This window comes from Salinimicrobium soli, assembly GCF_048323655.1.
Classification (GTDB): Bacteria; Bacteroidota; Bacteroidia; order Flavobacteriales; family Flavobacteriaceae; genus Salinimicrobium; species Salinimicrobium soli.
This window is the reverse complement of record NZ_JBLUWW010000002.1, coordinates 607,590-633,660: the sequence shown is the minus strand read 5'-3', so window position 1 is coordinate 633,660 and position 26,071 is coordinate 607,590. Positions and strand designations below refer to the sequence as shown.

The window sequence follows — 26,071 nt, the reverse complement described above, 5'->3', positions numbered from 1 at the left end:
TTCTGTTAGCGGGTAAATATACTAAACATCTTTTAATTTAGAAGCGCTTTTGCATGTGCCACTGCAGAATCACTGATGTTCTTACCGCCAAGCATCATGGCCAGCTCCTCTACCCGCTCCTCTTCTTTTAGTTCTTTAATATTTGTTATGGTACTATGAGCCGCATCTTCTTTATAGATCTTAAAATGCGAACTACCTTTCCCTGCTATCTGCGGAAGATGGGTTATAGCTATGACCTGCATGGAATTACCCATTTTTTGAAGGATAACTGCCATTTTTTGAGCGATATCTCCCGAAACCCCGGTGTCGATCTCATCAAAAATAATAGTCGGAAGACTGCTATAGGTAGCCAGGATACTTTTCACGGCCAGCATGATGCGGGAAAGTTCCCCACCCGAAGCTGCTTTTCTAATGTCATTATAGCTACCTCCTTTATTGGCACTCAATAACCAGGAAAGTTTATCCTGCCCGTTGGGGAAAAACTCTTTTTGTTTTTCGAGTTCAATTTTTAGGCTGGCATTTGGCATTCCCAGATCTGCGAGAATTGTTTCGACTTCCTTAATAAACTTCGGAATTACCGTGTTTCGGGAAGAATGTATCTCTGCAGCCTGTTTTTGAAGCACCTCCTTTTGAGCTGTGATCTCTTTTTCAGCTTTTGCTATCTCTTCTTCAGCGTTTTCTGAAACTGAAACTTTTTGAGCCAGATCCTCCTGAATACTTTTCAGTTCTTCGACAGTAGAAACCATGTGCTTCTTCTGAAGGTTGTAAAGCACCTGCAGCTTATCATTGACCTGAGCAAGTTCTTCGGGATTAGCCTCTACTTTATCGAGATAAGATTCCAGATCTGAAGCAATATCGTCCAGTTCAATATTCACACTTTGCAGGCGCTCAAATAGCTGCTGATAATTCGAAGAAATTCCTGCGATGCGCTGCAGGTTATTCCTTGCCTCCTTAAGGGAAGCAGCTGCTCCTATCTCTTCCTGCTGAATAAGGTTTATCGCCCCGCCCAATTGTTCGGTTAGCTGTTCAACATTGCTCAGCTCTTCATATCGTTCCTCAAGCTCTTCCTGCATTCCCGGTTCCAGCTTTGCCTGCTGCAATTCGGTCAAAAGGAACAAATTGTAATCGTATTCCTTCGTAGCCTGGGCCTGCTCCTCTTTTAAGTTGTGAAGCTTCTTCTGAAGGCTTTTTAGCTCTTTCAGAGATTCCTTGTAAGTCTTCAATTTTTCGGAATTTCCGGCTAGGGAATCTATAACGAGAAATTGGTATTCGTTATCCCCAAGGCTCAGCGTCTCATGCTGACTGTGAATATCGAGTAAGCGCTCTCCCAAAACCTGAAGGGAAGAAAGATTGGCCGGGGTGTCATTGACGAATGCCCGCGATTTTCCGGAAGGTAATATCTCGCGTCTTATGATGGTGTGGGTCTCATAATCCAGATCTTCGGAAGCAAAAATACCCTGCAAGCCATAACTAGAGATGTCAAAAGTACCTTCTATCACACATTTTTTATCGGCGTCGCGAATAGCACTAAAATCTGCCCTTTTTCCCAATAAGAGAGAAAGTGCTCCCAGCATAATCGATTTACCCGCCCCGGTCTCCCCTGTGATAATGGTAAAACCATCCTTCAGGTTCATTTGAATGTCTTCAATGAGGGCGTAATTCTTTATAGAAAGTGTTGTAAGCAAAGGTGTTGAAAATTTAAGTAAAGATAAGGGAGAATTTGCTTCTCCTCAAAGTCAAGATATTCACAAAACATGAACGAAGCTCCACTTCGTGCACCAGTTTAATAACGGATGTTACTCCATTTTTCAGAAAAAGTAGGAGCCAGATTATTCAGGGCTTCCACCACTTCTTTTATCTGTACAGAAGGGCCACCGCTGAATACCTGTGCGACCTCGTCTGCTTTGGCATCAAAAAAGGTACGCAGCAACAGGGAATTTGGGCGCCTGTCATTCATCCTCTTAAGATCAAGAATAGCTGTGGCCACCCCTTTTTTACCCTCCGCCGGAGACTGGTGCATTAGATCAAGCCCTTTCCGGTGATAATCATACATGGCTTTTCGATATCCTGAAAAAGAATTTGACAAAAGATCGGCATTCAATTTATACCTTGATGCATTACCATCTGTAGGTTTCCAGCCAAGCCGGTCACTTTGCTGAGCCGTACTCACTATTTGATTGGCTTCTTCATAATAGGCTGTCCCACCCTGCTCTTCAAAAGTATCTGCATCTATTCCAAGTATGGTGTAAACATAAAAACTAACAACAGAGATCAAATTCGACTTAAATTCCGTAGGATTATAACTGAAGGGAGCATATTCCGAATATTCAAAATTCAGATTCTGATCCTTGAAATTGAAAACCGGTGAAACCATTGTAGATCCATATACGGGACGGGAAGATTGCACCTGAATGGTCGCCGTAAAGGAATCGGCATTGTAAGCGGTAATATTGATGAACATGCTGCAGTTGATCCTTTCATAAGGCTGAAACTGCCGGTTGGTCCATTTAGTTTGGTTTATAAATTCTGATAGAGAATTCTCCAGGGTCTTGAAGACGGTGACATTTGCTCGTCCGGTCTGCTCAGCGTTTACCACCACCTGGCAATTGAGCTCCTGCCCAAAACCGGTAAAGGACAGCGATAGAAACAGAACAAGAAAAAAAAGCCTATTCATTCAACAAGAGAGTTAGTTCTTTCAAAATATCTTCAGCGACCTCTTTTTTGGATTTCAGTCCAAAATCCACTTTTTGGCCGTTGCCAAACAAGATACTGATTTTGTTGGTATCAGTCTTAAATCCGGCGCCTTTATCATTCAGGGAATTCAGAACAATAAAGTCCAGGTTCTTTTTTTCCAGCTTACCCAACGCATTTTGCTCTTCATTTTCGGTTTCCAACGCAAAGCCGACGAGTACCTGGTTTTGTTTTTTACTTCCTAAAGAAGCTAAAATATCAGGAGTTTTTTCCAACTCCATGTGCAGGTTTTCAGTTTCCTTTTTGATCTTCTGATCGGCCACTTTCTTAGGTCGGTAATCAGAAACAGCTGCAGCCGCAATGGCAGCATCCACCTCATCAAACTTACCTGTAGCTGCTTCAAACATCTCCTGCGCACTTTGCACCCGAATCAGCTCAATGTCTGCAGAAGGGTTTTCCAGGTGTGTAGGACCGGAGATCAAGGTTACTGTTGCTCCTAACCGCTGTGCAGCAGCAGCAAGTTCAAAGCCCATTTTTCCGCTGGAATGATTTCCAATAAAACGCACGGGATCGATAGCTTCGTATGTAGGCCCTGCAGTTATCAGGATCTTTTTATCTCTTAGCGGAAGGTTTTCAGAAATATGATCTTCAATAAACTCAACTATATCTTCCGGTTCTGCCATACGGCCTTCTCCAACCAGCCCGCTTGCCAGTTCTCCCGAAGTTGCAGGAATAAGAATATTTCCGAAGGAAGTTAAGGTCTCAATGCTGTTTTTAGTGGAAGGATGCCTGAACATATCAAGATCCATAGCCGGCGCAAAATATACCGGACATTTAGCAGAAAGGTAGGTGGCCAGCAAAAAGTTATCACTATTGCCGGTGGCCATTTTTGAAAGGGTATTCGCTGTAACGGGGGCTATCAGCATGAAATCAGCCCAAAGACCCAGATCCACGTGATTATTCCACATTCCTCCCTTATCTTCTTCCTGGGTAAAGGAAAAGATCACTTGATTTTTGGAAAGTGTGGAAAGCGTTAGGGGAGTAACAAATTCTCTGGCAGCAGGTGTCATGATGACCTTTACCTCTGCCCCGGCCTTTATGAATAGCCGGACCAAAAAAGCTGTTTTATAAGCGGCAATACCAGCGGTAACGCCGAGTAGAATTTTCTTGCCGCTTAATACAGACATATTTTATTCCTCGCTTTTGGTGTTGCGGTAGTAGATCTTTTCTTCCAACCACTCCTGAACAGCTAAAGCGTGAGGCTTAGGCAGTTTTTCGTAGAATTTTGAAACCTCGATCTGTTCTTTGTTCTCAAAGATCTCATCAAGGCTATCGTTGTAAGTAGCGAATTCATCAAGCTTCTCCAACAATTCCTTTTTGATCTCAGAGTTGATCTGTGTTGCTCTTTTTGAAATAATAGAGATCGCCTCGTAAATGTTATTCGTTGGCGCATCCACAAGATTCTTGTCTAAAGTTGTGGTGTTAACAGGCGCGTCAGTCTTCTTTAAATCAATCATTATTAATCTCTCTTAGTTATAAACTCTTTTCTTTTTGCTCAATATCTGAAAGCGCAGCTTCGGTTTCAGAAATAAATTTTCCTTCAGGATAATATCGCTTGTAATCTTCGTAAAATTTTCTTGCTGCCTTCAAACGCTCAGGCATCGCATACGCATAACTATTAATCCCATACTGGTAAGCCGAATCAAACCTGTAATAAAAGGCCAGTTCCCTAAAAGGTGAACCCGGGTACTCAGAAATGAAATTATTGAAGGCTGTTATTGCAGCTTTATAATTCCTGGTATGGTGATATTGTTTTGCAATTTCGTAAGCTTTCTTCTCAAGTTTTACTCTCAGTTCGGTAACCAGATCATTCGCTTCGTCCAGCTTTTCACTCTCAGGAAAACGGTTGATAAAGCCCTGAAGTTTCTCAATACCTTTTTGCGTCTCTGTCTGGTCGAGGGCATAAGGAGGCGACAGGAAATAATAACTCTTGGCACTCTTAAATGCTGCTTCCTCCAGTTTTTCACTCTGCGGATAACTTTCCACAAAACGCTCGAACTGATAGCCGGCAATAAAATAATCTTCTAATTCGTAATAAGTGTCAGCATACATGAACATTACCTTTTGTCCCTGTGGCTTTCCGCGAAGATCAGGAACTATTTGTTCAAAGATCCTCAATGCTTTTTTAAACTTCCTGTTGGTATTACCTTCTCCTGCTTTTGCCTCGTCATATAATTTCTCTGCAGTGGTATATTTCAACCCGGTATCTTTGCTTTTAAGTACTTTTTGATACTCGCTGCAGGAAGTTGCAACTATAAATACGCTCAGTAAAAGGAATATTTTCTTCATTCTTAATTTTAACATCTGGCAAAAATACTCTTTTCTGCCTTATTATAAAAACTTTAGTTTCAGTTGGAATTCACCCAATTTCTATAGGTTTCAGGGGCTAAGACTTTAAAAAGCTCCTAGAAATTATCCACAAACAAGTTGATCTGATCTGTGAGTCCCTGGGTGGACTTCACCAGAGGTAACCTCAGGCTATTCCTGCAAATGTCTTTCTTTTCCAAAAGTGCCTTTATTCCCACCGGATTCCCTTCGGCAAAAATAAGATCTATCGAGGGAGCTACTTTGTAATGCAACTCATACGCTTCATCAACTTTTCGTTCCAAACCTAGGTTTACCATTTTTGAAAATTCCGCAGGGAAACCTTGCGCAATAACAGAGATCACTCCATGTCCACCTGCCAGTACCATTGGCAAAGTGATCATATCATCTCCCGAAATGACAAGGAAATCTTTTGGCACCAGGCTAATAAGTTTCATGGCCTGCACCATATCTCCGGCAGCCTCTTTTATTCCAATGATATTTTCAAAATCCTCAGCCAGCCGTTTAACGGTAGTAGGCAGCACGTTTGATCCTGTTCTACCCGGAACATTGTATAGTATGACCGGTTTTGGAGAAGCTTCTGCAACCGCTTTATAATGCTGATAAATTCCTTCCTGTGACGGTTTATTGTAATAAGGAGATACCGAAAGCACAGCATCAAAAGCTGACAGGTCTGTATTTTTAAGTTCGTCAGTTACTTTTGCAGTGTTATTTCCACCTACACCCAAAACAAGAGGCAATCTGCCATTGTTCTCAGCAACCACCACATCGATCACCTGCTTTTTCTCTTCGGAGGTAAGGGTCACGCTTTCTCCTGTTGTTCCCAGCACCACCATATAATCGATACCATTATCCACCTGGAAATTCACCAGTTTTTTCAGACCTTCAACATCTACTGAAAGATCATCTTTAAAAGGGGTCACCAGCGCTACACCTGTTCCAACGAATTTATTCATCCTACTTGTTTTTTTATGATTTTAAGGTACTTCTTCAATTCTTCAATAAAAATTTGGGGCTCAGCAGAAGATGCAGAAATACTGAGATCAAAAACACTATCTTCCACCCCTTCCTCCATCGAGGCTCTCCCCACTTTTAAAGCTGCAGCACAAAGGGAAACGAGCAATAGAGCAAGTTTATTATCATCTTCTGCAAAACAGATCACCAGGTGGTACTGGTTCTCCAGAAACAGATCGACCTCTCCGTTTTTGATTTTACCACTCCAACTAATATCCTTCTTTGTAAAGACAGGACCATGAAAAATGTCATTTTTGGCTGTTTTGTCCTTACAGGTAACTATGTGAAAATCCAGGTCTCCAATTCCCATCTCCGCTTTCAAATTCAGGAAGCAGTCCCTTAATTCGGAGTCTTCTGAATCCAGAATAATTCCAAGTTTACGTGTGCCCTTTCCCGTAGAGAGATCAGGATTTACAACTCCTGGAATTCTCTTCCTTTGAGCGGCAGCGATCTTTAGATCCAATAGTTTCACGGGGCAAAATTAGGTAATATAGAAATACAAATTACGGGGAAAGTAAAGAGTTTTTACACGAGGTGCAGGAGGCGCAGTTTCTTCTCGGGAGTCACAAAGAATAGAAAAACCAGTTTTAGGGCAGCAAACTTTATAAGGGTTCCTACTATTTCTACACTTAGGTCCCTAAAATAAAATACCTCCATATCCCGAAGCACATCAGAAAAGATGAATGCAAGGGTCAGGCAAATGAAAAAAACGGCTTTTTTAGAGAACGAATTGAGATAATATACCAGTGCCGTGATGGCAAAGATCATGATATTAAGGTAGTAGATAATATACAGTGCTAATTCAAAGTTATCTCCCAGCCTTCTTTCAATTTCAAGAATATGAAGTGAGAGTAGGTATAGGTACACAGCGACCACCATGAAGAAATATAAGGTAGTGAACTTACTGCCGCGTTCATATTCTGTGTGGCGAATAGCTTCCCTTACCAAAAATATATAGCCGCCGAGCCATAGCCCGAGAACTATTTGAGTCATATACCAGGTCTGGTCAAAGAACGACAGCACCCCGGCCAGAAATGCACAAAGTAAAAAAGCCTTGAAATTGAAGTTTTTTAGAGGAAGGCGATCATAATAATAACCCAGTAGCGGAAGGAGGAAAACAACTTCTCCGGATTTTTTCAGCCAAAAATCCTCAAAAAAAATACCGGTAATATTTACCAGCATAGCGAGGACCACCAAAAAAGCGAAAAAATACTTTTGTTTCATTTTCTTCCGAAAAATAATGTGCAATATATAAAGATTTGATTACAAAAATTTAAACCTCTAAAAAATTGTAGGTTTCCAGTACGAAATCAAAAAAATGGTATTCGCTGTGATCTCCTTCTGTTGATTGCGTGTTCCACCAGGGCGTAATACGCAATTACGTGAAAAAGTGGGTAGAAGACATTGACACTAAAATCAGAAACTATATACATTTTAAAGAACAAAGAAAGTTCTGAAACCAGCAGCGAGGCCGAGGCTAACATTAGCCATAGTGAAGCGTAGTGCGATTTAAGAAGATAACTGGTAAAAGTTATTGCCAGCAGGAAGGTAAGCAGGAAAAGGTACAAATATGTAGGACCTTTATAGGAAGGCATTACCTGCGGAACCAACTCCCCAATCGAGAAAAACAGAAATCCCAGAAATCCATACATTATCAGGACAGAGATCAACTCCACAAAATGTATTTTTGATCGTTGAAAACCAACAATGGCAAACATGTAGACAATCGACAAAGCACACCCAAAACTGATCATTATAAGATTCGGATAATTAGGAAATCCATAGAGCAGCAACGTATCCCTAACGTAAAACAGCAAAAGAGCAATTACCATGGCAATGAACCATTTTTTGGATTTATACCGGTAATACAGTATAAGCACCGGGATGATGAGATAATTAGAAATTAAGGTGACAAGTCGTAAATCAAAGAGGGAGCCTGCAATAAAGAGTCCGCCTAAAAGTAAAAAAAGGATAAATACTTTTTGACTTGTTTTCAAAGGTTTATGTTATCAGGATAAAGAATATTTAAAAAAGAACACCTCAAATTTGACGGGAAATTAAAACAATTTTTTTTATCATTTCTCTTAAAATCAAAAAAGTAGGAAAATTCAACTTCACCATTTTTCCAGAGGTTTGGTGATCTAATACTAATAAACCTTTATTTTTGCACTTCTGAATCCCTTCTAAAAATGAAATATTCTTTACTGCTTTTTCCTCTATTTCTTTTCTTCAGTTCCTGCAAGGAAACCTCAATTACCACACTGGATCGAATAGAGGGAAAAGAGATCTCCATTACAGATTCCATTCCGGCAAATGATTCGATTTCTGCTTTTATTGAGCCTTACAAGCAACATATAGACGAAGAAATGAACGCAGTACTATCGTACTCTGTCAGTGATCTAAAAAAAACAGATGGGGAACTGAATACCGCACTTGGTAATATGATGGCAGATGCTGTGATGGAGCTTTCAAATCCGATCTTTCAAAAAAGGACCGGCCATTCCATAGATATAGTACTCCTTAACCATGGGGGAATCAGATCGTCTATCAATCAGGGAGACGTTACCACCCGCTCGGCTTACCAGTTAATGCCTTTTGAAAATGAAGTGATAGTTGCAGAAATGACGGGACAAAGCCTGCGAAAAATGATCAGATTCCTAATAGATTCGGGTACAGCTCATCCTGTGTCAGGCATCGAACTAGTCATTGGGGAAGACAACAGCATTAAAAAAGCACTGGTACAGGGCACACCCATAAAGGATGATGGCATTTACTATGTAGCTACCAATGATTACCTTTTCCATGGTGGGGATAATATGGTCTTCTTTTCTGAAGCCCTGGATAGCACCTACATTGACTATAAGATCAGAAATATACTCCTGGATTACTTCAGTCGGCACGATACGATCGCACCGGTGGAAGATGAAAGATTTATAAGAATCAAATGAACAGAAGGAACTTTTTAAAGAATACTGCGGCGGCAACAGCCGTTGCCGGACTTGGAAGCTTTGGATTAATGTCTTTTTCCGAAGAAAAAAAGCAGAAGAAAATAACCATTCTGCACACCAATGATGTGCACAGTCACATCGAACCTTTTGGACCGGACCATGCTGAATTCCCAAATCAGGGAGGAATAGCCAGAAGGTATGAGTTGATCAAAAGAATAAGGCAGGAAAATCCTAACACTCTGCTATTAGATGCCGGCGATATTTTTCAGGGCACTCCTTATTTCAACTTTTATGGAGGGGAACTTGAATTTAAATTGATGAGTAAGCTGGGTTATGATGCGGCCACTATGGGAAATCATGATTTTGACAATGGCATTGACGGTTTGTATGCGCAGCTTCCGCATGCTAACTTTCCGTTTGTAATCGCGAACTATGATTTCAGCAACACCATGATGAACGGCCATACCAAACCCTTCAAAGTATTTATTAAGGACGGTATACGCATTGGTGTTTTTGGGATCGGAATCGAACTGGAAGGTCTGGTAGGAAAAAAGAATTACAGGGAAACAAAATACCTGGACCCTGTAGAGATCTCCAGGGAAATTTCAGCCAAACTCAAGAAAGAGGAGAACTGCGATCTAATTATTTGCCTTTCACATTTAGGTTACAGCTACCAGGATGATAAGATCAGCGATATGAAACTGGCCTCCCTTACTGAAAATATTGACCTGATAATTGGTGGTCACACCCACACTTTTCTGGACAAACCCACCGTCACCAAAAACAGGGAAGGCAAAAATATGCTGATCAATCAGGTTGGCTGGGCCGGACTACGATTGGGAAGAATAGACTTCTTCTTTGATAACAATGGAAATTCCGGTAGCGAAGGAACGACTATTCTGGTCTAAGATTCTAAACTTCGGTCTTCTCAGGCATTAGCTCCGAGACATCTTCAATGACCTTTTCCAGCTTTCCGCGCATAAGGGGTTTGGTGAGAAAATCTCTTACACAGGAATACTTCTTTTTTTCGGTGGTGAAATCTTCAATGGACGAAGTAAGAATATAAACGACAAATTTGCTGCGTATTTCGGGGCAAAATCTCTTAAACTCATCCAGAAATTCCCAGCCTGTCATTGACGGCATATTGATATCGAGAAAGAGGATACAAAGTGCCTCTTTATTTGGAACACAAACGTCTTTTACACAGGAAAGTGCCTCCTCGGGAACGTTGAAGGATCGAATTTCCGCCTCCGGATCAATTTTTTTGATATTCAGTTCACAAATTAAATTGCTGGTGGTGTCATCATCAACCAACAGATACTGCCGTTTTTTCTTCATCTTCTCTGGTAACAATTGTCTTTTCTTTTTTAAATTCCAGAACAAAGCGTGTTCCCTCATTCACTTCACTATACACATTAATCTTGCCACCCATGATCTCCACCTGGGTTTTCACCATGAATAATCCCATTCCCTTGCCTTCCACATGATTGTGGAATCTTTTATAAAGGCCGAAGATCTGTTTTCCTTTTTTACCCAGATCTATCCCCATTCCATTATCTGTGAATTCAATAAAGATCTTACTATTCTCTTTTCGGCTTTTGATGTTAATTACAGGATTAACACCAGGCCTTCTGTATTTTATACTGTTAAATATAAGATTGGAAAAGATACTATGAAGGTAAGATTTGGTAGTATTAAATTCAGGAACTTCAGAGAAATCAGTAATGATCTCAACCTTCTCCTTTTTTATTACCTGGTCTATACCAGAACTTATGGTCTTTATGAGTTCCTTAAGATCAATATCCTCCTTCTTCTCGCTCATATCAACCTTTACCTGAAGAATGTCGTTCAGGTCGGTAATTACAGAATCCAGTCTTTCTATATTGGAAAAAACTTCCTGCAGCAACTTCTTCTTCAATTCCTCAGGATAATCTTCGGTAGTAATTAATTCACCAAGGCCCAAAATGTTTGCCACCGGCGCTCTCAAATTATGCGAGACAATGTAAGAAAATTGTTCCAGCCCTTTGTTGGCCGCAACCAGTTCTGAAGTGTAGTTCCTAAGGTTTTTATTCAGTTCCAGCAGCTTATTATCGGCATTTTTTCGGTCTGTTATATCTGAAGATATCCCTATGATTCCTTGCAATTTTCCGGTCTCATCGTAAAAGGGGGAATTGGTCACCAGGGCCGGAAACTCTGTCCCGTCTTTTCTTTGCACCATGAATTCACCAGACCAGATCTTCCCTTGCTTCAGAACCTGCATAATATTTTCCCCTTTTTGACGGGTATCTCGGGCCGGGGTTACTCTTAGAATATTTTTTCCCAGCACTTCTTCCCTGCTCCAGCCATATATTTCTGTAGCGGCATTGTTCCAGTAGGTGATCTTTCCGTTGGCATCGGTTGCAATTGCAGCCTGCCCGATCTTATCCAATAAATTAGCCTGAAAACGGTTCTCTTTTTCAGCCTTCACCCTATCTGAAATATCAATACCCACGCACTGGATCTCTCCATTCTCTCCGGAACTATCCACAAGGAAGACCATATCCCATAAAGTACATTTTACAGTATCATCTTTTCCGGGTTTGTCCAGCTCTACCTGAAAGGCCTTTCCGGGGTTGGAAAGGCATTTTTCGGTTGCTTCCATCAAACGTTCATGGTGGTATTCTTTTATGGAATCGAGAGAATTCTTACCAATCACTTTATGATCGTCATACATCCATCCAAAATCCTGATAAAATTTCTCATTGCAGTATGAATAATTCCCCTCCAGGTCCACCCGAATTACATAACTTGTCTGAGACTGCAGAATGCCTCTATGGCGGGCTTCACTACGCACCAGTTTTTGCATTGCTTCTTTCCTGTCGGTAATGTCCTGAACCGCTCCCACCATTCTTACGGCTTCACCTTCATCATTCCTGATAATAGTTCCCTTTTCCAGCACATGAGAGTAATTCCCATCTGCTTTTAAGTACCTATACTCTGCTTCCCACGAAACAGCCTCACTTTTAAGTACTCTATGAAGATCGTCTACCACTGGGGCATCTTCGGGATGAACATTAGACACCCAGCAATCAATCGTGAGTGGAGTTTCATTTACCGGGTAGCCAAACAGGGAATTGTAACTGTCACTCCAAAGTATCGTGCCAGAGGCGATGTCCCAGTCATAAATAGCGTCTGAAGTTGCTTTTGTCACCAGTTCATAACGCTTATTACTTTCAACAAGAGATTGCTCAACTTCCACCCTGTCTGTAATATCTATACCTACTCCCTGGATCTCTATTGGATTTCCTTCGCCATCTGTAAGGCATACAAAATCCCAATAGGTATATTTTTCACCTCCTTCACTTTCCATTTTTTCGATCTCTACCTGGAAGACTGAATTGGGTTGAGAGATGCACTTTAAAAATATTTCTTTGATGCGGGGGCGTGATGCTTCCTTTACAGAAAGAATGGCTTCTTTACCAATTAATTCCCGGTCTTCAAAGATCCAGTCAAAATCCTGACAGAATTTATCATTGCAATAAGAGTACTTCCCATCCAGATCCACCCGGATAAGATAATTTGTTTGGGATTTTAAAATTCCGCGGATCCTGGCTTCACTGGTGATCAACTTTTGTCGGTTCAGTTTGTCTTCGGTAATATCCTGAACAGTACCTTCAAACACTCTAATCCCGGCTTCAGTAATTGAAAGAGCCCCTCTTTCATGTACCCATTTTATAGTTCCATCAGGTAATATGATGCGGTGTTCCAGATCCAGATTTCTAAGTCCGGCCATGGCTGCAGAATTCGAAGAGACAAATTTCTTCAAATCATCTGGATGGACGGTCTTTACAACCTCCTCCAAAGTTGGAGTAAAGTTGCTTTGGTTTCTACCCCAAATTCTGTAAACTTCCTCTGTCCAAAAAAGTTTTCCAAATTCGAGATGTTGTTCCCAGTAACCTAACCTGGCAATGCGTTGTGCGGTAAGTAACTTGGAACTCTTTTCACGCAACTCCTGTAGTACCGCCTCCTTTTCATCCTCTGCCTTTTTCTTTTCGGAAAGATCGCGAATGATCATTGAGGTTCTTTTCTCACCCGAAGCATTAATGAAGACCGAAGATGTTACCTCACCGGGAAATTTGCTTCCATCCTTTCGCATAAAGGTGATCTCTGCCTTGACATGCCCTTTGTCCTGTCGTTCCTTTACAGCTCTTGCAACACGCTCATCATCCGGGTCAACAATACCAAATCTTCCGGCACGGCAGATCTCACTTTCGGTCATATCAAACATTCTGCAGGCTGCAGGATTTGCTGCCAGAATTTGGCCATCGGTAACTGTTAAGAGGATGCCCTCCATGCTGTGAAGGAAAAAGGATCGATACTTTTCTTCATTTTCACGAATGGCTAGTTCAGCCTTCTTATATCTTGAGATATCCCTGAAATTCACAACCACACCGTTGATAGCAGGATCGTCAAGAAGATTGGTGAAAGTTATTTCCAACCAATGATAATTTTCCCATATACTTTTCACCCGAATTGGAAGTCCCGTCAACGGCAATCCGCTCATCTCAAAACAGGCGCGGAAAGCTTCCTCGACGATCTGTTGCTCCTTAGGATGGACAAGGGAATAGAAGTTCAGTTCTTTTGCTTCTTCTTCGGAATATCCCAGGATCTTTTTTACAGAGGGTGATATATAGGAGTTACAGCCGTCAGGATTTAAAATGACAATCCCATCTGCCCCATTTTCTATAAGGCTCCTGAATTTCCGGTCATTCTGTTCCAGTTTATGCTCCAGTTGCTCCCTTTCCCTCTTAAAATAGTATTTCTTGATGATCTTCCTAATGCATACGGGCAATCGGGCAGGCCTGTCCAGAAAAACATACTCATCCACTCCTTTGGAAAGTAGCTCCAAAGCTTCATTTTCAGATGCCGTATCTATGAGTAAAATAAGGGGGATTTCCCACTCCTTATTTTGGAGAACCTCAATAACTTCTGAAGTTAATTTAAACTGAGAAGTGTGGTCAAGAAGAACCACATCCGGACGTTCCTTTTTCAACCGTTTTTCGAAGTCTTCAATACTGACGACCCGGACAACTTCAAGTCTTTTCCCTTCAACTTCTGACTTAGGAGTAAAAGCCTGATCTGCACTGGTTTCCGCAGAGACCAGATGTAAAACCTTAATAAATTCTTCACTAAAATCCATATTCGACAAAAAGTAGGGTTTCATCGCTCAACGACACATTTCGCTCGTAAATATAATTTAATTTGCTAGAAATTAACTTTTAATTAAGAAGAATTTGAATAATTATGCGCGAAAATTCCCTGACGGAAAGATCAAGTATATCCTTTCCTTATTTCATGACATAAATCATTTAACCTTAAGCTTTAAGATCAGATATTTGTGCCGGTTATTTCACTCATTGAAATGATTCGACCCGCATTATGAAAGATATAAAGTATCTCCTGGACCGTATTGAAGAAGGTGATGAGACCAAGATTTTAGAGGAAAAAGACCTTCCTGCTAAACTGAACGAGCTTTTGAAGCACGACCTTATATCTTTAGCGGGAGATAAATTGAAATTATCTGAAAAAGGAAAGCAATTAAAAGGAAAAGATATTGCCTTTCTATTTCCAAATCCGGAAGAGAAGTTAGACATCCCTACTGATCATAGCTCTCTGATATTTACCCCAAACAACCACATTCCCATGAAAAAGCGTATTGCAAGGGCTTACGCGCGCCTGTCCATTCAGGAAAAAAGCATGTTGATGATCAGTATTCTTATCCTGTCTTTTGTAACCTACATTTTAACTCTGGAAGCATAGGCCTTTTGAGGAAACTGCAGCATCTATAAATGCTGTTTATTTTAGCATTTTCAGGAACTCATCTTCACTTATGATCGGGATTCCAAGGCTTTCTGCTTTAGCATGTTTACTGGGTCCCATATTTTCGCCTGCCACCACGTAACTTGTTTTTGAAGAAATAGATCCGGAAACTTTTCCGCCGTTATCTTCGATCATCTTCTTCAGGTCGTTTCGTGACATAGTGAACACTCCCGAGACCACAAAAGTTTGCCCTTCCAGTTTATTGGTTTGGTTGGCGAGTTTTTCCGCAGAAATAGATAACTGTAGTCCGTACTCCTTTAGACGCTCAACATTTTCGACATTCTCCTTAGATGCAAAGAATTCTACCACACTTTCGGCAATTCGTTCCCCAATTTCATCTACCCGTTCAAGCTCTTCTTTTGAAGCTTTCTCCAGGGCATCAATACTTTTAAATTCCTTGGCAAGTTTTTTGGCAACGGTTTCTCCAACATACCGGATTCCCAAGGCAAACAAAACTCTTTCAAAAGGAATTTCCTTGGAGTTTTCTATTCCGGTAATGAGATTGTCGGCAGATTTTTCGGCCATTCGTTCCAGTGGCAGGATCTGCTCCTTCTTTAGCTCATAAAGGTCTGCATAATTTCCTATCAGTCCTTCATTCACCAGTAAGGCCACAGTTTCGCCACCTAAACCTTCTATATCCATGGCCTTTCTGGAAATAAAATGCTGAATGCGCCCAATCACCTGTGGCGGACAGCCGTTCGTGTTTGGACAGTAATGCTGGGCTTCCCCTTCGTTACGTACCAACTCTGTATTACACTCCGGGCAATGAGTAATATATTTTGTAGGTTCAGATTTTGGATCCCGCTTGGTGAAATCCACCCCGACGATCTTCGGAATGATCTCTCCTCCTTTTTCAACGTACACCGTATCCCCTTCCCTGATATCCAGCTTTTCTATCTGATCAGCATTGTGCAACGAAGCTCTTTTTACAGTTGTTCCCCCTAATTGAACAGGCTCCAGATTAGCTACCGGAGTGATTGCACCGGTTCTTCCTACCTGGTAAGTGATCTTGTTCAACTTTGTTGATACCTGCTCGGCCTGGAACTTATAGGCCATAGCCCAGCGCGGTGACTTAGATGTATATCCAAGTTCATCCTGTTGATGCAGATCATTCACCTTTACAACTACCCCATCGGTCTCATATGGGAGGTCGTGCCTGTGAACATCCCAGTAATTAATATACTTAAGAACCTCATCCAGGTCTTTGGCCAAAATAGCCTCTTCAGGAACTTTGAATCCCCAGGAGCGGGCTTTTTCGAGACTTTCATACTGGGTTTTTATTCCGATTTTGCTTCCTTTAAGTCCGTATAAAAGGCAATCAAGGGGTCTTCTCGCTACTTCGGCACTATCCTGAAGCTTAAGGCTTCCCGAAGCAGTATTCCGCGGATTTGCATAAGGCTCCTCCCCTGCTTCAACTCTGGCTGCGTTAAGATGTGCAAATCCCTCATAGGGAAGAACGATCTCTCCTCCAATTTCAAATTTTTCAGGATAATCGCCCTGCAGTTTTAGGGGTACAGATCGTATGGTGCGCACATTATTGGTCACGTCGTCTCCCTTGAATCCGTCGCCGCGGGTAACAGCCTGCTTAAATTCCCCTTTTTCGTAGGTAAGACTTATGGAGGCCCCGTCATACTTCAACTCACAGGTATAATTTACCTCGCCGTCCACTTGCTTCCTGATCCTTTTCTCCCAGTTCTCCAGGTCTTCTTTGGAATAGGAATTATCAAGAGAATACATTCTGTGTTCGTGAACCATAGTCGCGAAGTTCTTTGTGACTGCGCCACCCACTCGTAATGTTGGGGAGTTTTCATCATAAAACTCCGGATGTTCTTTTTCAAGTTTTTCAAGTTCCTTTAATTTCTGGTCAAACTCATAATCAGTAATTTCCGGTTTGTCCAACACGTAGTATAGATGGTTGTGGTGGTGCAGTTCTTCCCGCAGGGATCTTATTTTTTCTTCAGGCTTCATAGAAGTTCTAATCTGTCATTTTGGAACCCGACCTGGTAAGAGGCCTGTTCTACTGAAAACATTATTTTAAAAGGAGAAGCAAAAGCTTTATCTCCGGTGGGTATCCAGTCTTTCATATTTTTATTGATCACGATAAACAGGCCTTCGTCATCCCCGGTGGCGCAAAAACGTTCGTAATCTCCGGTGAATTTTTGCAGTCCGCAGTTAGAGTTCAAAAATCTGAACTTTTCTTCCACATCATCTGTAGCCAGGCCTATTTCACTAATGCCGACTATACTTTTTTCTGAAAAAAGATTGCTCTCCTCCTGAAAATAGTGTCTTCGCGAAATAAATTCCACAATGTTTTTATCTGCATCATAGAAATATACCGACTTAGCTTTCCATCCGGGAAAATCCACAATACTGTCATCTCCATCTTTAAGGATCATCGTTCGCTGAAGCAGCCATTCTAATGCCTGCTCCTCCTGCCGTGCAGGAATATGAAATGCGATGTGGTAATTAGTAGCCCGCTCCTTTTCTTCAAACTCGAGAACCGAATACCCAATTTGAACCTGAAAAGATTTCTCAGATTTGCTTTTAATTGCTAACCCCAGCAAATCCCCATAGAATTCTTTTTGCTTCTCAAGGTTTGAGCTATATAATTTCAAATATTCGATCTTCATTTCTCTCCTTTTAGCATTCGGTAAACACCGAAAATATCTTTTTTTAAGCGGGTACGAAAATCTTTTTCGGCTAAAATTCTTTCCGTTTCAGTGGCAAGATATTGATTGATCTCAAAATAAACTGCTCCACCCGGAAGTAAGTTTCTGGCAGCCAGCTCACTTATTTTTTGATAAAAGATGAGTGGCGAATCATCATCCACATAAAGAGCCGTTTTTGGTTCAAATTCCAGCACATTCCGTTGCATTTCCTTTTTCTCCAGTTCCCTTACGTAAGGCGGATTAGAAACTATAATATCATATTGATCCTCCAGTTCCTTCAGCTGCAAAACATCCTTCTTCAGAAATTTTACCTTAACAGAATTAAGCTCTGCATTCTCCTGCGCGGTTTGTAATGCTCCTTCAGAAATATCCATAGCGGTTACTTTTGCCTGCGGAAGATTCTTAGCAAGGGAGATGGCGATACACCCGCTGCCCGTACCAACATCAAGTATGCGAAGCTCCTGATCCTTCTTTTCATGAAGATCATCCAGGATCCGTTGAACCAGTTCTTCAGTCTCAGGCCTCGGAATCAAAACATGGGGATTCACCCTAAATTGAAGTCCGAAGAACTCTTTTTTCCCGGTGATGTATTGCACGGGTTCATGTTGTTGCAAACGCGATAAGGAATCTTCAAATTTTTTCAATTCTGCTTCCGAAAGATCCCTGGCAGGTTGCAAGGCAAGATCCAATCGGGAAAGTCCTAAAAAAGCTTCGGTAAGTATGTTGAAAAAAGAATTTACCTCCTCCTTCGGATAATCTCCCTTGAGTTCAGCAATAAATTTCTGTTTAAAATCTTTCAGCAACATGAATAAAGCTGTTTACAGATCTTTGATCATCCACATGGTACAATTGTAATGGCCTGTGTCACCCATAGGTCCATCAAGTTCCTCGAAACCGGTGCGGGCGTACAATTTGCGGGCATTTACCATGTAAGGAAGAGTCTCCAGATAGCATTGTTTATAGCCTTCAATTTTGGCGTAATTAAGGCACTTCTGCATCATTTCAGCACCCACTCCCCTGCCACGGGCCTCAGGTAAAAAATACATTTTTTGAAGCTCACAAACTGAAGGATCACCTCCCTGCAGAGGCGCTATTCCGGCACTACCGATTATTTTTTCATCTTCCTCAACCACAAAATAAGTCATTCGGGGATGGTCATAAGTGGCGTACATATCATCCAGAGATTTATCCTCGTAGGCAGTACCTACTTTAGGCACTCCCATCTCCACCAGCACACTCTGGATAACCTTTTTTACCTGTGGGTTATCTTCGGGTTCAATTTCCCGTATCACATAGCTGCTCATTCTGTCTATTAAATACTATTTTTGTGGCGTGAAGATACACGAAAAATACATAAATCGCTGTATTCAGCTGGCTCAAAACGGCCTTGGGCGCACCTACCCCAACCCTATGGTGGGATGTGTAATCGTTCATAAAGATCGTATAATTGGAGAGGGCTGGCACCAAAAAGCAGGAGAACCGCATGCAGAAGTAAATGCCGTTAACTCAGTAAGAGATCAAGACCTTCTAAAAAAGGCAACGATTTACGTGAGTCTGGAGCCCTGCAGCCACTACGGAAAGACACCACCGTGCAGCAACTTAATTATTGATAGCGGCATCAAAAAAGTAGTTATTGGAACTGTAGATCCCTTTTCGGAAGTTGCCGGAAAAGGAATCAAAAAATTAATGGATGCCGGTTGTGAAGTGATTGTGGGTGTTTTGGAAAAGGAAAGCCAGGAACTAAACAGAAGGTTTTTCACCTATCACACCAAACAACGCCCTTATGTGATCCTGAAATGGGCACAAAGTGCAGACGGTTTTTTGAGTCCCGGAGAAACTCCTGACGGTAAACGCCGGCCCGTGTGGATCACCAATGAATATTCCAAACAACGGGTGCATAAATGGCGTTCAGAAGAACAGGCTATATTAGTCGGAACCAATACTGCTATAGCTGACAATCCTAAGCTGAACACCCGTTTATGGACAGGAGCAGATCCAGTGCGCGTGGTGCTGGACCGGCAATTAAGAATTCCGGAGAATTCTCACCTTTTTGATAACAGTATAAAAACGCTGGTGCTTACAGAAAAAGAGTCGAAAGAAAGAGGTGCCAAAAATGTCATTTTTGAGAAGCTTGATTTTAGTTCCAAGCTTCCGCAGCAAATAATGGAAGTACTTTACCGGCACGAAATACAATCTGTGATCATTGAAGGGGGGAATCAAACCCTACAGACATTCATCGACGATCAACTCTGGGATGAGGCCCGTATTTTTACCGGAAACATCAGTTTCAAAAAAGGGATTCCTGCACCTCATTTTTCAGGTAAGCTCATGGCAGAAGAAAAAATTGCTTCAGACCTATTAAAGATCTATAAACATGATTAAAACCCTCATTTTTGACTTTGGAGATGTTTTTCTCGACCTGGACAAGGCAGCGACGAGGCGCGAACTGGAGCGTATGGAAATCTCTGATCTTTCCGAAGAGATGCATCTCAAAAATCAGAAATACGAGAAAGGCCTTATCAGTTCTGAAGAATTTATCGACTCCTGGTGCCAGACTTATCCTCAGCTCACTTCCGAGAATTTCAAGGATTCTTGGAATGCCATTTTGCTGCATTTTCCTGAACACCGGCTTAAATTTTTACAGCAACTGAAAAAAGAAGGGAAGTATTTTCTCATTCTGCTCAGCAACACCAACGACATACATATTGATTGGGTAAAGGACAATATTCCTTTTTTTGAAGACTTCAGGAATTGTTTTGATGCCTTCTATCTTTCCCAGGAGATCAACCTTCGGAAACCGGAACATTCCATTTTTGAATTTGTTTTAAAGAAGCACCGGCTTAATCCCGAAGAAACACTTTTTATAGACGACACACCCGAAAATACCAGGGCCGCAGCCGAATTGAACATTCACACCTGGAATATTGATCCTGCCACACAAGATGTGACAGATCTCTTCTCGGTCAAAAAGGAGTTATTTTGATCTTTTTACTCCTCAGCGTCCTTTCTTCGAGCGTGATCTTCGTGATCTTCAAGCTCTACAACCGCTTCGGCATCAATACGCTGCAGGCGATCATTTTCAATTATTTTTTCGCATTTTCCGCCGGTCTGCTCGTCGACGATCAGCTGTTCGACTTTCAAAGAATACCAACCGAATCCTGGTTCCCCGGAACAGTTATTTTAGGATTCATGTTCATCGCCGTCTTCTACCTCGCAGCCATTACCACCCAACGCAGCGGACTCTCCGTCGTATCTGTAGCCACAAAAATGTCGGTGGCCATTCCGGTCTTGTTCGGGATCTTTTTGTATAACGAGAGTACCGGGTTCATTAAAGTGACCGGAATTGTATGTGCGCTGGTGGCCGTCTATCTCACTTCGATCAAAAAAAGAGAAGGTATCAAGATCAGAAAACGGAATCTTATTTTTCCGCTGCTGGTATTCTTCGGAAGCGGGATCATTGACACTACCTTAAAATATCTTGAAACTACTTACGTAGCCGAAACCGATGTGGCTGTTTTCTCTTCGACCATTTTCGGAATTGCCGGAATAATAGGAACAGGAATTCTCATTTTTCAAGGGGTACAGGGAAAGCTACGGTTGCAGTTTAAAAATCTTCTCGGCGGTATCGCTCTGGGAATCCCCAACTTCGGCTCGATCTATTTTCTGGTTCTCGCTCTTAGAAGCGGCGGAGTGGAAAGTTCTACAATTTTCCCTCTAAACAATGTCGCTATTGTGATGATCTCTACTTTCCTCGGAATTCTTTTGTTTAGAGAACGCATGCTGAAAAAGAACTGGATAGGTATTGGACTGGCAGTAGTAAGTATTATTTTGATCGCAACTTCAGAAGAATGGATGAATTAAAAGATACCTATAAAACCATTACAAAAGCTTCAGAAGAAGTGCTTTTCAAAGACAGGAACAGCAAGTTCTTTGCATATGCTTTTCCGGTCACTTCCGAAGATGAAATCAAGGAACACCTGGAAGATCTCAGGAAAAAACATCACTCGGCCAGGCATTGGTGTTACGCCTGGCAACTGGGAAAAGAGGAACCGCATTACCGTGCGAATGATGACGGCGAACCTTCCAATTCTGCCGGAATGCCTATTTATGGTCAGATCCAGTCTTTTGATGTTACGAACATCCTGATCGTGGTGGTAAGATATTTTGGCGGGGTGAAACTTGGAGTCGGCGGACTTATTAATGCCTACAAAACGGCAGCTCAAATGGCCCTTGAAGCTTCCTACATTGTAACCCGCACCATAGATGTGAGGTACCAGATAAAATTTGATTACCCCGAAATGAATAAGGTCATGCGGGTGATCAAGGAAAATAACTTAACGGTAATTGACCAGATCCTTGAACTTGATTGCAGGATCATTATTTCTGTCCGAAAAAAAGAAGCCGAAAGAATTTACGAAAAATTTGACGCTACCTATAAAGTAGAAATTACCGAACTCGAGGATCAATAACCGAGTTTTTCCAGGATATACTGCGGACATTTCATGGGTTTATTCTTTTCCATGTCCATAAATATAAGGGTAGTCTCAGCTTCGGTAAGTAATTCCTCCTCCTGGTTAAAGATCTGATAGGTAAATGAGATCCTGACTCCCGGTTTTTCCTTTAGGGTGGTCTCGATCCGAAGTTGATCATCGAACTTTGCCGATCGTTTAAAACGAAGGTTAAGTTCATAAACCGGTAACATCACCCCCTCCTCTTCCATTTTTCTGTAGGAGATCCCCAGTGCCTCAAGCCAGTCTATACGGGCAATCTCGAGGTATTGCGCATAGTTGCCATGATAGACCACGCCCATTTGATCAGTCTCCGCATATCGAACTTTAACATAGGAATTATGGCTTTTCATGAATTTTTTGTGGGATTATTTAAATCGGTTTTGTACTTTCAACACAGCAACCAAGTATGCTAAAATTTTTGTTAAAATTCAAGAGGTAGATCGTTTTTTTTTTACATATTTTGTTCACATATTTGTTGCACCAATTAACCCCCAAGAGAAAGAAGGTTTTCTCTTTTTCTTATGGAAATTACAACCAACAACCGCATTAAAAATTTAGAATCAGGAATGTCAGAAACTGCGCAATCAGTTTGGAACAGCTGTCTAGCTTTCATTAAAGATAACATTACCCCCCAGGCATATAAAACCTGGTTTGAACCTATAAAGGCAGTTAAACTTTCTGATAAGGCACTTAGTATTCAGGTTCCCTCTAAATTTTTCTACGAATGGTTGGAGGAGCATTATGTAAAACTTCTTAAGGTTTCGTTAAACAGAGTCCTTGGAGAACAGGCAAAACTGGTCTATGTGATTAGGATGGAAAACACCTACGGCAACAAGCAACCTTTTACCGAAAAGATCCCCAGTACCAATAGATCTAACATGGCCTCACAGGAAGTTGACGTACCAATCAAGAACAAAAATCCGGAGCTTAAAAATCCGTTTATAATACCCGGGATCAGAAACGTAAAGATCGAATCCCAACTTAACCCCAGTTACAACTTTGAGAATTTCCTTGAAGGAGATTCTAACAGGCTGGCCCGTTCCGCGGGATTAGCAGTTGCCAATAAACCGGGAGAAACTTCTTTCAACCCGCTGCTCATTTTTGGAGGGGTTGGATTGGGAAAAACACATCTGGCGCATTCTATCGGGATCGAAATAAAAGACAAGTATCCAGAAAAGACGGTTCTGTATATTTCCGCAGAAAAATTCACCCAACAGTATATAGAATCTGTAAAGAAGAATAATCGCAATGATTTTATTCATTTTTACCAGATCATCGATGTGCTGATAGTGGATGACATTCAGTTGCTTTCTGGCAAAGCAGGTACTCAGGACGTTTTCTTCCATATTTTCAATCACCTGCACCAGAACCGGAAGCAAGTTATCTTAACCAGTGACAAGGCACCTGTTGATATGCAGGATATTGAACAACGCCTGTTGTCCAGATTCAAATGGGGACTTTCTGCCGAACTTCAACATCCAGATACGGAAACCCGCATCTCGATCATTAAGAACAAATTGTACCGTGATGGAGTTGACATGCCGGAGGAGATCGTGGAATTCCTTGCCAACAATATCAAAACGAACATCCGTGAACTGGAAGGTGCTATAATCTCATTGATCGCCCACTCCTCCTTTAATAAGAAGGATATCACTCTTGAGCTTGCCAAAAAGATCGTAGATAATTACGTAAAAAACACCAAGCGGGAAGTCTCAATTGACTACATCCAAAAGATTGTTAGTGAATATTTCCAGATGGATGTGGAGACACTTCAGTCAAAAACGCGAAAAAGACATATCGTTCAGGCCAGACAATTGGCTATGTTCTTTGCTAAAAAATTCACCAAGGCTTCTTTGGCCAGCATTGGCTCTCAAATCGGAAAAAGGGACCACGCCACTGTATTGCATGCTTGTAAAACGGTAGACAATCTTGCTTCTACAGATAAACAATTCAATAAATTTGTTGAAGACATCAACAAGAAGCTTACTCTATAAAATACTTTTATGAAAACCAGGGTTTTGATGGTGTGTCTGGGAAATATCTGCAGGTCTCCCCTGGCCGAAGGCATCCTTAAATCAAAAGTAGATCCAAACAAAGTTTATGTTGACTCGGCTGCGACCAGTGATTATCATATTGGCCATTCGCCCGACGAACGTTCTGTTTCCATAGCACGGGAAAATAACCTGGACATTACATCTCAGGAAGGAAGGCAATTCAGCGTAGAGGATTTTGACAGGTTTGATAGGATCTACGTTATGGATATGTCCAACTACTATGATGTAATCGATTTGGCGCGCAATGAAGAGGATAAACAGAAAGTTTCTTTAATACTCAATGAAGTTTTTCCCGGTGAGAATGTAGAAGTGCCCGATCCTTACCACGGCGGAAAAGATGGTTTCCACAAGGTTTTCCAGATGCTAGACGAAGCTTGTGAGGTAATTGCCAAAAAACTATAGTTTGAACAACTCTTTTGCAAATTCCGGAAAACTCTACCTCTTGCCTACCACTTTGGGGGACAATGATCCTCTGGATGTTTTACCGGCATCTGTCCAAAAACAAATTGAGCGTATTGATACTTTCATTGTAGAAAATGAAAAGACGGCCCGCAAGGCTATAAAAAAATTAGTCCCGACCAAATCACAGCCTTCCCTCAAATTATTCGTTCTGAACAAACATACAGATCCTGCTGAAATTCCCACTTTTTTGACACCCTGTAAAAATGGAGAAGATGTGGGTTTACTCAGCGAAGCGGGATGTCCCGGGGTAGCTGATCCGGGAGCTGATGTTGTACGTATTGCCCACCAGGAAAATATTAAAGTCGTTCCCATGGTAGGTCCATCCTCAATTTTATTGGCGATGATGAGCTCGGGAATGAATGGTCAAAGCTTTGCCTTTAACGGATACCTGCCCATTGACAAGGCTGCCCGTAAAAGCGAGATCAGGAATCTGGAAAGACTGTCTCTGGAAAAGGGTCAGGCGCAATTGTTCATTGAAACTCCCTACCGGAACAATAAGATGTTGGAAGATCTCGTACAGAACCTGCATCCGGCAACCCGGGTATGTATTGCCTGTGATATTACGTTGGCCACAGAATACATTGTCACAAAACCCATTTCAGAATGGGCTAAAACAAAAGTGGACCTTCACAAGAGGCCCACTATATTTATATTGCAGAAGGACTTTTAACCTTCGCTGTCCGCTCCGGGACAATGAACGAAGTATCATATCCTTCGAACTTCTTAAAGTAATGCTTAATTGAAGTTCCAAAGCCATCGCTAAAGCTATTGGCTCCGCCACTTCTCAAAAATTTCTTTACGTTACCCGCTCCTGCCAGGTGTGCAGCAGCCAGTATTCCAGATTCAGTTATTTTGATCCCATTGATCACCTTGTCCTGGAAACGGTCAATATCCCTGCGAAGGATCCACTTGTTTCTTGAGGCGTTCGCATAAAAAGCAGCTTCCTGAAGATCGGGGGTATTAAGGAAGGTATTTACATCCCTTATCCCAATCATCTTAAGCGTACCTTTTCCGAACTGATATTTTCCGAGGTAACCGAATTCATTGACTACGCTGTAGTCTCCGCCTGATTCTTTGAATCCCAGTGCTTCTTTAAAAGCCACATAAGATTTTCCCAATTCAGGATAGAATCTGGTGTCCGGATCTACAAATGTTGTTGGGGGAGCCTCTGGAACTGTGAATAACAATTCCTGTCCTGTAGTTGAAAATTCAGCTGCCAGGGCTTCACGCATTTCTGTTGCTCTTTTAGCTGAAAAGCTATAAAAGAAAACGGAAGCTCCTAAAACCGGTAATACTGAAAATTTTGCAATTTTCTTCTTCATCCTTTGGTTGTTTATGTTTGAGAATCACTTTAACATTTCTCTCAAATCGGCCGACAAATGTAAGACATTTTTTAAAAATCTGACCATCAGCCTGTTAAATGATTCTTAATGCCTTTTTAATACTACTGACGTATAATACGCATAGAACGTGCCAAA

Annotated in this window: 27 protein-coding genes; 10 read left to right on the top strand and 17 right to left on the bottom strand. The window is 41.6% G+C overall.

Translation table 11 applies throughout. The annotated features are described in order from the left end of the window. Nucleotides 1–32: 32 nt before the first annotated feature. From recN to ACNORC_RS08410, 9 genes are all read right to left on the bottom strand, one after another. The gene (gene recN, locus ACNORC_RS08450; protein WP_418335188.1) at nucleotides 33–1,685 is read right to left on the bottom strand and encodes a DNA repair protein RecN; all 1,653 of its coding nucleotides are present in this window, start codon (nucleotides 1,683–1,685) and stop codon (nucleotides 33–35) included. Nucleotides 1,686–1,783: 98 nt separating this feature from the next. Further along, nucleotides 1,784–2,674, bottom strand: a complete 891-nt coding sequence (porD, locus tag ACNORC_RS08445; protein WP_418335187.1) for a type IX secretion system protein PorD — start codon at nucleotides 2,672–2,674, stop codon at nucleotides 1,784–1,786. After that, nucleotides 2,667–3,878 carry a bifunctional phosphopantothenoylcysteine decarboxylase/phosphopantothenate--cysteine ligase CoaBC gene (gene coaBC, locus ACNORC_RS08440; protein ID WP_418335186.1) on the bottom strand — a complete coding sequence of 404 codons (1,212 nt, stop codon included), beginning with the start codon at nucleotides 3,876–3,878 and terminating at the stop codon, nucleotides 2,667–2,669. The genes porD and coaBC overlap by 8 nt, the downstream gene beginning before the upstream one ends. A 3-nt stretch (nucleotides 3,879–3,881) precedes the next feature. Beyond that, complete coding sequence (locus ACNORC_RS08435; protein ID WP_418335185.1) at nucleotides 3,882–4,208, bottom strand: DNA-directed RNA polymerase subunit omega; 327 nt, start codon at nucleotides 4,206–4,208, stop codon at nucleotides 3,882–3,884. 16 nt (nucleotides 4,209–4,224) lie between these two features. Then, a complete protein-coding gene (locus tag ACNORC_RS08430) occupies nucleotides 4,225–5,040 on the bottom strand; it encodes an outer membrane protein assembly factor BamD (protein WP_418335184.1) in 816 nt (271 codons plus the stop codon). 116 nt (nucleotides 5,041–5,156) lie between these two features. Beyond that, nucleotides 5,157–6,032, bottom strand: a complete 876-nt coding sequence (gene dapA / locus ACNORC_RS08425; RefSeq protein WP_418335183.1) for a 4-hydroxy-tetrahydrodipicolinate synthase — start codon at nucleotides 6,030–6,032, stop codon at nucleotides 5,157–5,159. Further along, a complete protein-coding gene (locus tag ACNORC_RS08420) occupies nucleotides 6,029–6,562 on the bottom strand; it encodes a DUF6913 domain-containing protein (RefSeq protein ID WP_418335182.1) in 534 nt (177 codons plus the stop codon). Before ACNORC_RS08420 ends, dapA begins: the two co-directional genes overlap by 4 nt. Nucleotides 6,563–6,615: 53 nt before the next feature. Continuing rightward, nucleotides 6,616–7,314: a hypothetical protein gene (locus ACNORC_RS08415; RefSeq protein ID WP_418335181.1), complete on the bottom strand. Its 699-nt coding sequence runs from the start codon at nucleotides 7,312–7,314 to the stop codon at nucleotides 6,616–6,618. A gap of 86 nt (nucleotides 7,315–7,400) precedes the next feature. After that, nucleotides 7,401–8,087 (bottom strand): hypothetical protein, encoded by a 687-nt coding sequence (locus ACNORC_RS08410; protein WP_418335180.1) that lies wholly within the window; start codon nucleotides 8,085–8,087, stop codon nucleotides 7,401–7,403. Nucleotides 8,088–8,279: 192 nt separating this feature from the next. Here ACNORC_RS08410 and ACNORC_RS08405 point away from each other — a divergent pair, with 192 nt between their 5' ends. After that, nucleotides 8,280–9,038, top strand: a complete 759-nt coding sequence (locus tag ACNORC_RS08405; protein WP_418335179.1) for a 5'-nucleotidase C-terminal domain-containing protein — start codon at nucleotides 8,280–8,282, stop codon at nucleotides 9,036–9,038. Continuing rightward, nucleotides 9,035–9,946: a metallophosphoesterase gene (locus tag ACNORC_RS08400; RefSeq protein ID WP_418335178.1), complete on the top strand. Its 912-nt coding sequence runs from the start codon at nucleotides 9,035–9,037 to the stop codon at nucleotides 9,944–9,946. The genes ACNORC_RS08405 and ACNORC_RS08400 overlap by 4 nt, the downstream gene beginning before the upstream one ends. Nucleotides 9,947–9,950: 4 nt before the next feature. On the opposite strand, the gene ACNORC_RS08395 is transcribed toward ACNORC_RS08400, so the two are convergent. Both ACNORC_RS08395 and ACNORC_RS08390 read right to left on the bottom strand, forming a co-directional pair. Continuing rightward, entirely contained in the window at nucleotides 9,951–10,376 is a 426-nt protein-coding gene (locus ACNORC_RS08395) for a response regulator (RefSeq protein ID WP_418335177.1), read from the bottom strand. Beyond that, nucleotides 10,345–14,241: a PAS domain S-box protein gene (locus ACNORC_RS08390; RefSeq protein ID WP_418335176.1), complete on the bottom strand. Its 3,897-nt coding sequence runs from the start codon at nucleotides 14,239–14,241 to the stop codon at nucleotides 10,345–10,347. Before ACNORC_RS08390 ends, ACNORC_RS08395 begins: the two co-directional genes overlap by 32 nt. A gap of 215 nt (nucleotides 14,242–14,456) precedes the next feature. On the opposite strand from ACNORC_RS08390, the gene ACNORC_RS08385 reads away from it, so the two are divergent. After that, nucleotides 14,457–14,837, top strand: a complete 381-nt coding sequence (locus tag ACNORC_RS08385) for a hypothetical protein (RefSeq protein WP_418335175.1) — start codon at nucleotides 14,457–14,459, stop codon at nucleotides 14,835–14,837. Nucleotides 14,838–14,873: 36 nt separating this feature from the next. On the opposite strand, the gene ligA is transcribed toward ACNORC_RS08385, so the two are convergent. From ligA to ACNORC_RS08365, 4 genes are read right to left on the bottom strand one after another with little or no spacing between them, the layout of a single operon-like run. Next, nucleotides 14,874–16,865, bottom strand: a complete 1,992-nt coding sequence (gene ligA, locus ACNORC_RS08380; RefSeq protein WP_418335174.1) for an NAD-dependent DNA ligase LigA — start codon at nucleotides 16,863–16,865, stop codon at nucleotides 14,874–14,876. Then, complete coding sequence (locus ACNORC_RS08375; RefSeq protein ID WP_418335173.1) at nucleotides 16,862–17,527, bottom strand: VOC family protein; 666 nt, start codon at nucleotides 17,525–17,527, stop codon at nucleotides 16,862–16,864. The genes ligA and ACNORC_RS08375 overlap by 4 nt, the downstream gene beginning before the upstream one ends. Then, nucleotides 17,524–18,372 (bottom strand): peptide chain release factor N(5)-glutamine methyltransferase, encoded by an 849-nt coding sequence (gene prmC / locus ACNORC_RS08370; protein WP_418335172.1) that lies wholly within the window; start codon nucleotides 18,370–18,372, stop codon nucleotides 17,524–17,526. Before prmC ends, ACNORC_RS08375 begins: the two co-directional genes overlap by 4 nt. Nucleotides 18,373–18,384: 12 nt before the next feature. After that, nucleotides 18,385–18,870, bottom strand: coding sequence for a GNAT family N-acetyltransferase (locus ACNORC_RS08365; RefSeq protein ID WP_418335171.1), 486 nt, complete (start codon nucleotides 18,868–18,870; stop codon nucleotides 18,385–18,387). A gap of 28 nt (nucleotides 18,871–18,898) precedes the next feature. Between ACNORC_RS08365 and ribD the strand changes: the two genes are divergently transcribed. The 4 genes from ribD to ACNORC_RS08345 are packed head-to-tail and all read left to right on the top strand — an operon-like array spanning nucleotide 18,899 to nucleotide 22,035. Further along, the gene (gene ribD, locus ACNORC_RS08360; protein ID WP_418335170.1) at nucleotides 18,899–19,948 is read left to right on the top strand and encodes a bifunctional diaminohydroxyphosphoribosylaminopyrimidine deaminase/5-amino-6-(5-phosphoribosylamino)uracil reductase RibD; all 1,050 of its coding nucleotides are present in this window, start codon (nucleotides 18,899–18,901) and stop codon (nucleotides 19,946–19,948) included. After that, complete coding sequence (locus ACNORC_RS08355; protein WP_418335169.1) at nucleotides 19,941–20,549, top strand: HAD family hydrolase; 609 nt, start codon at nucleotides 19,941–19,943, stop codon at nucleotides 20,547–20,549. Before ribD ends, ACNORC_RS08355 begins: the two co-directional genes overlap by 8 nt. After that, complete coding sequence (locus ACNORC_RS08350; RefSeq protein WP_418335168.1) at nucleotides 20,546–21,427, top strand: EamA family transporter; 882 nt, start codon at nucleotides 20,546–20,548, stop codon at nucleotides 21,425–21,427. The genes ACNORC_RS08355 and ACNORC_RS08350 overlap by 4 nt, the downstream gene beginning before the upstream one ends. Beyond that, nucleotides 21,415–22,035 (top strand): IMPACT family protein, encoded by a 621-nt coding sequence (locus tag ACNORC_RS08345; protein WP_418335167.1) that lies wholly within the window; start codon nucleotides 21,415–21,417, stop codon nucleotides 22,033–22,035. The genes ACNORC_RS08350 and ACNORC_RS08345 overlap by 13 nt, the downstream gene beginning before the upstream one ends. Here ACNORC_RS08345 and ACNORC_RS08340 read toward each other — a convergent pair. Continuing rightward, on the bottom strand, nucleotides 22,029–22,427 hold the full coding sequence (locus tag ACNORC_RS08340; protein WP_418335166.1) for an acyl-CoA thioesterase: 399 nt from the start codon (nucleotides 22,425–22,427) through the stop codon (nucleotides 22,029–22,031). The genes ACNORC_RS08345 and ACNORC_RS08340 overlap by 7 nt on opposite strands. A 216-nt stretch (nucleotides 22,428–22,643) precedes the next feature. Here ACNORC_RS08340 and dnaA point away from each other — a divergent pair, with 216 nt between their 5' ends. From dnaA to ACNORC_RS08325, 3 genes are read left to right on the top strand one after another with little or no spacing between them, the layout of a single operon-like run. Further along, nucleotides 22,644–24,071, top strand: coding sequence for a chromosomal replication initiator protein DnaA (gene dnaA, locus ACNORC_RS08335; RefSeq protein WP_418335165.1), 1,428 nt, complete (start codon nucleotides 22,644–22,646; stop codon nucleotides 24,069–24,071). A 9-nt stretch (nucleotides 24,072–24,080) separates the two neighbouring features. Then, the gene (locus ACNORC_RS08330) at nucleotides 24,081–24,533 is read left to right on the top strand and encodes a low molecular weight protein-tyrosine-phosphatase (RefSeq protein WP_418335164.1); all 453 of its coding nucleotides are present in this window, start codon (nucleotides 24,081–24,083) and stop codon (nucleotides 24,531–24,533) included. Between the two features lies 1 nt (nucleotide 24,534). Further along, nucleotides 24,535–25,263, top strand: coding sequence for an SAM-dependent methyltransferase (locus ACNORC_RS08325; RefSeq protein ID WP_418335163.1), 729 nt, complete (start codon nucleotides 24,535–24,537; stop codon nucleotides 25,261–25,263). Here the strand turns inward: ACNORC_RS08325 and ACNORC_RS08320 are convergent. After that, nucleotides 25,241–25,915: a peptidoglycan-binding protein LysM gene (locus ACNORC_RS08320; RefSeq protein WP_418335162.1), complete on the bottom strand. Its 675-nt coding sequence runs from the start codon at nucleotides 25,913–25,915 to the stop codon at nucleotides 25,241–25,243. The two genes, ACNORC_RS08325 and ACNORC_RS08320, sit on opposite strands and share 23 nt — an antisense overlap. Between the last annotated feature and the right edge of the window lie 156 nt (nucleotides 25,916–26,071).

What these genes read in the sequence shown, in the direction of transcription:
- porD (WP_418335187.1), bottom strand. Translation starts at nt 2,674, where the DNA reads ATGAATAGGCTTTTTTTTCTTGTTCTGTTTCTATCGCTGTCCTTTACC.
- coaBC (WP_418335186.1), bottom strand. Translation starts at nt 3,878, where the DNA reads ATGTCTGTATTAAGCGGCAAGAAAATTCTACTCGGCGTTACCGCTGGT.
- ACNORC_RS08435 (WP_418335185.1), bottom strand. Translation starts at nt 4,208, where the DNA reads ATGATTGATTTAAAGAAGACTGACGCGCCTGTTAACACCACAACTTTA.
- ACNORC_RS08430 (WP_418335184.1), bottom strand. Translation starts at nt 5,040, where the DNA reads ATGAAGAAAATATTCCTTTTACTGAGCGTATTTATAGTTGCAACTTCC.
- dapA (WP_418335183.1), bottom strand. Translation starts at nt 6,032, where the DNA reads ATGAATAAATTCGTTGGAACAGGTGTAGCGCTGGTGACCCCTTTTAAA.
- ACNORC_RS08415 (WP_418335181.1), bottom strand. Translation starts at nt 7,314, where the DNA reads ATGAAACAAAAGTATTTTTTCGCTTTTTTGGTGGTCCTCGCTATGCTG.
- ACNORC_RS08405 (WP_418335179.1), top strand. Translation starts at nt 8,280, where the DNA reads ATGAAATATTCTTTACTGCTTTTTCCTCTATTTCTTTTCTTCAGTTCC.
- ACNORC_RS08400 (WP_418335178.1), top strand. Translation starts at nt 9,035, where the DNA reads ATGAACAGAAGGAACTTTTTAAAGAATACTGCGGCGGCAACAGCCGTT.
- ACNORC_RS08395 (WP_418335177.1), bottom strand. Translation starts at nt 10,376, where the DNA reads ATGAAGAAAAAACGGCAGTATCTGTTGGTTGATGATGACACCACCAGC.
- ACNORC_RS08390 (WP_418335176.1), bottom strand. Translation starts at nt 14,241, where the DNA reads ATGAAACCCTACTTTTTGTCGAATATGGATTTTAGTGAAGAATTTATT.
- ACNORC_RS08385 (WP_418335175.1), top strand. Translation starts at nt 14,457, where the DNA reads ATGAAAGATATAAAGTATCTCCTGGACCGTATTGAAGAAGGTGATGAG.
- ligA (WP_418335174.1), bottom strand. Translation starts at nt 16,865, where the DNA reads ATGAAGCCTGAAGAAAAAATAAGATCCCTGCGGGAAGAACTGCACCAC.
- ACNORC_RS08375 (WP_418335173.1), bottom strand. Translation starts at nt 17,527, where the DNA reads ATGAAGATCGAATATTTGAAATTATATAGCTCAAACCTTGAGAAGCAA.
- prmC (WP_418335172.1), bottom strand. Translation starts at nt 18,372, where the DNA reads ATGTTGCTGAAAGATTTTAAACAGAAATTTATTGCTGAACTCAAGGGA.
- ACNORC_RS08365 (WP_418335171.1), bottom strand. Translation starts at nt 18,870, where the DNA reads ATGAGCAGCTATGTGATACGGGAAATTGAACCCGAAGATAACCCACAG.
- ACNORC_RS08355 (WP_418335169.1), top strand. Translation starts at nt 19,941, where the DNA reads ATGATTAAAACCCTCATTTTTGACTTTGGAGATGTTTTTCTCGACCTG.
- ACNORC_RS08345 (WP_418335167.1), top strand. Translation starts at nt 21,415, where the DNA reads ATGGATGAATTAAAAGATACCTATAAAACCATTACAAAAGCTTCAGAA.
- ACNORC_RS08340 (WP_418335166.1), bottom strand. Translation starts at nt 22,427, where the DNA reads ATGAAAAGCCATAATTCCTATGTTAAAGTTCGATATGCGGAGACTGAT.
- dnaA (WP_418335165.1), top strand. Translation starts at nt 22,644, where the DNA reads ATGTCAGAAACTGCGCAATCAGTTTGGAACAGCTGTCTAGCTTTCATT.
- ACNORC_RS08330 (WP_418335164.1), top strand. Translation starts at nt 24,081, where the DNA reads ATGAAAACCAGGGTTTTGATGGTGTGTCTGGGAAATATCTGCAGGTCT.
- ACNORC_RS08320 (WP_418335162.1), bottom strand. Translation starts at nt 25,915, where the DNA reads ATGAAGAAGAAAATTGCAAAATTTTCAGTATTACCGGTTTTAGGAGCT.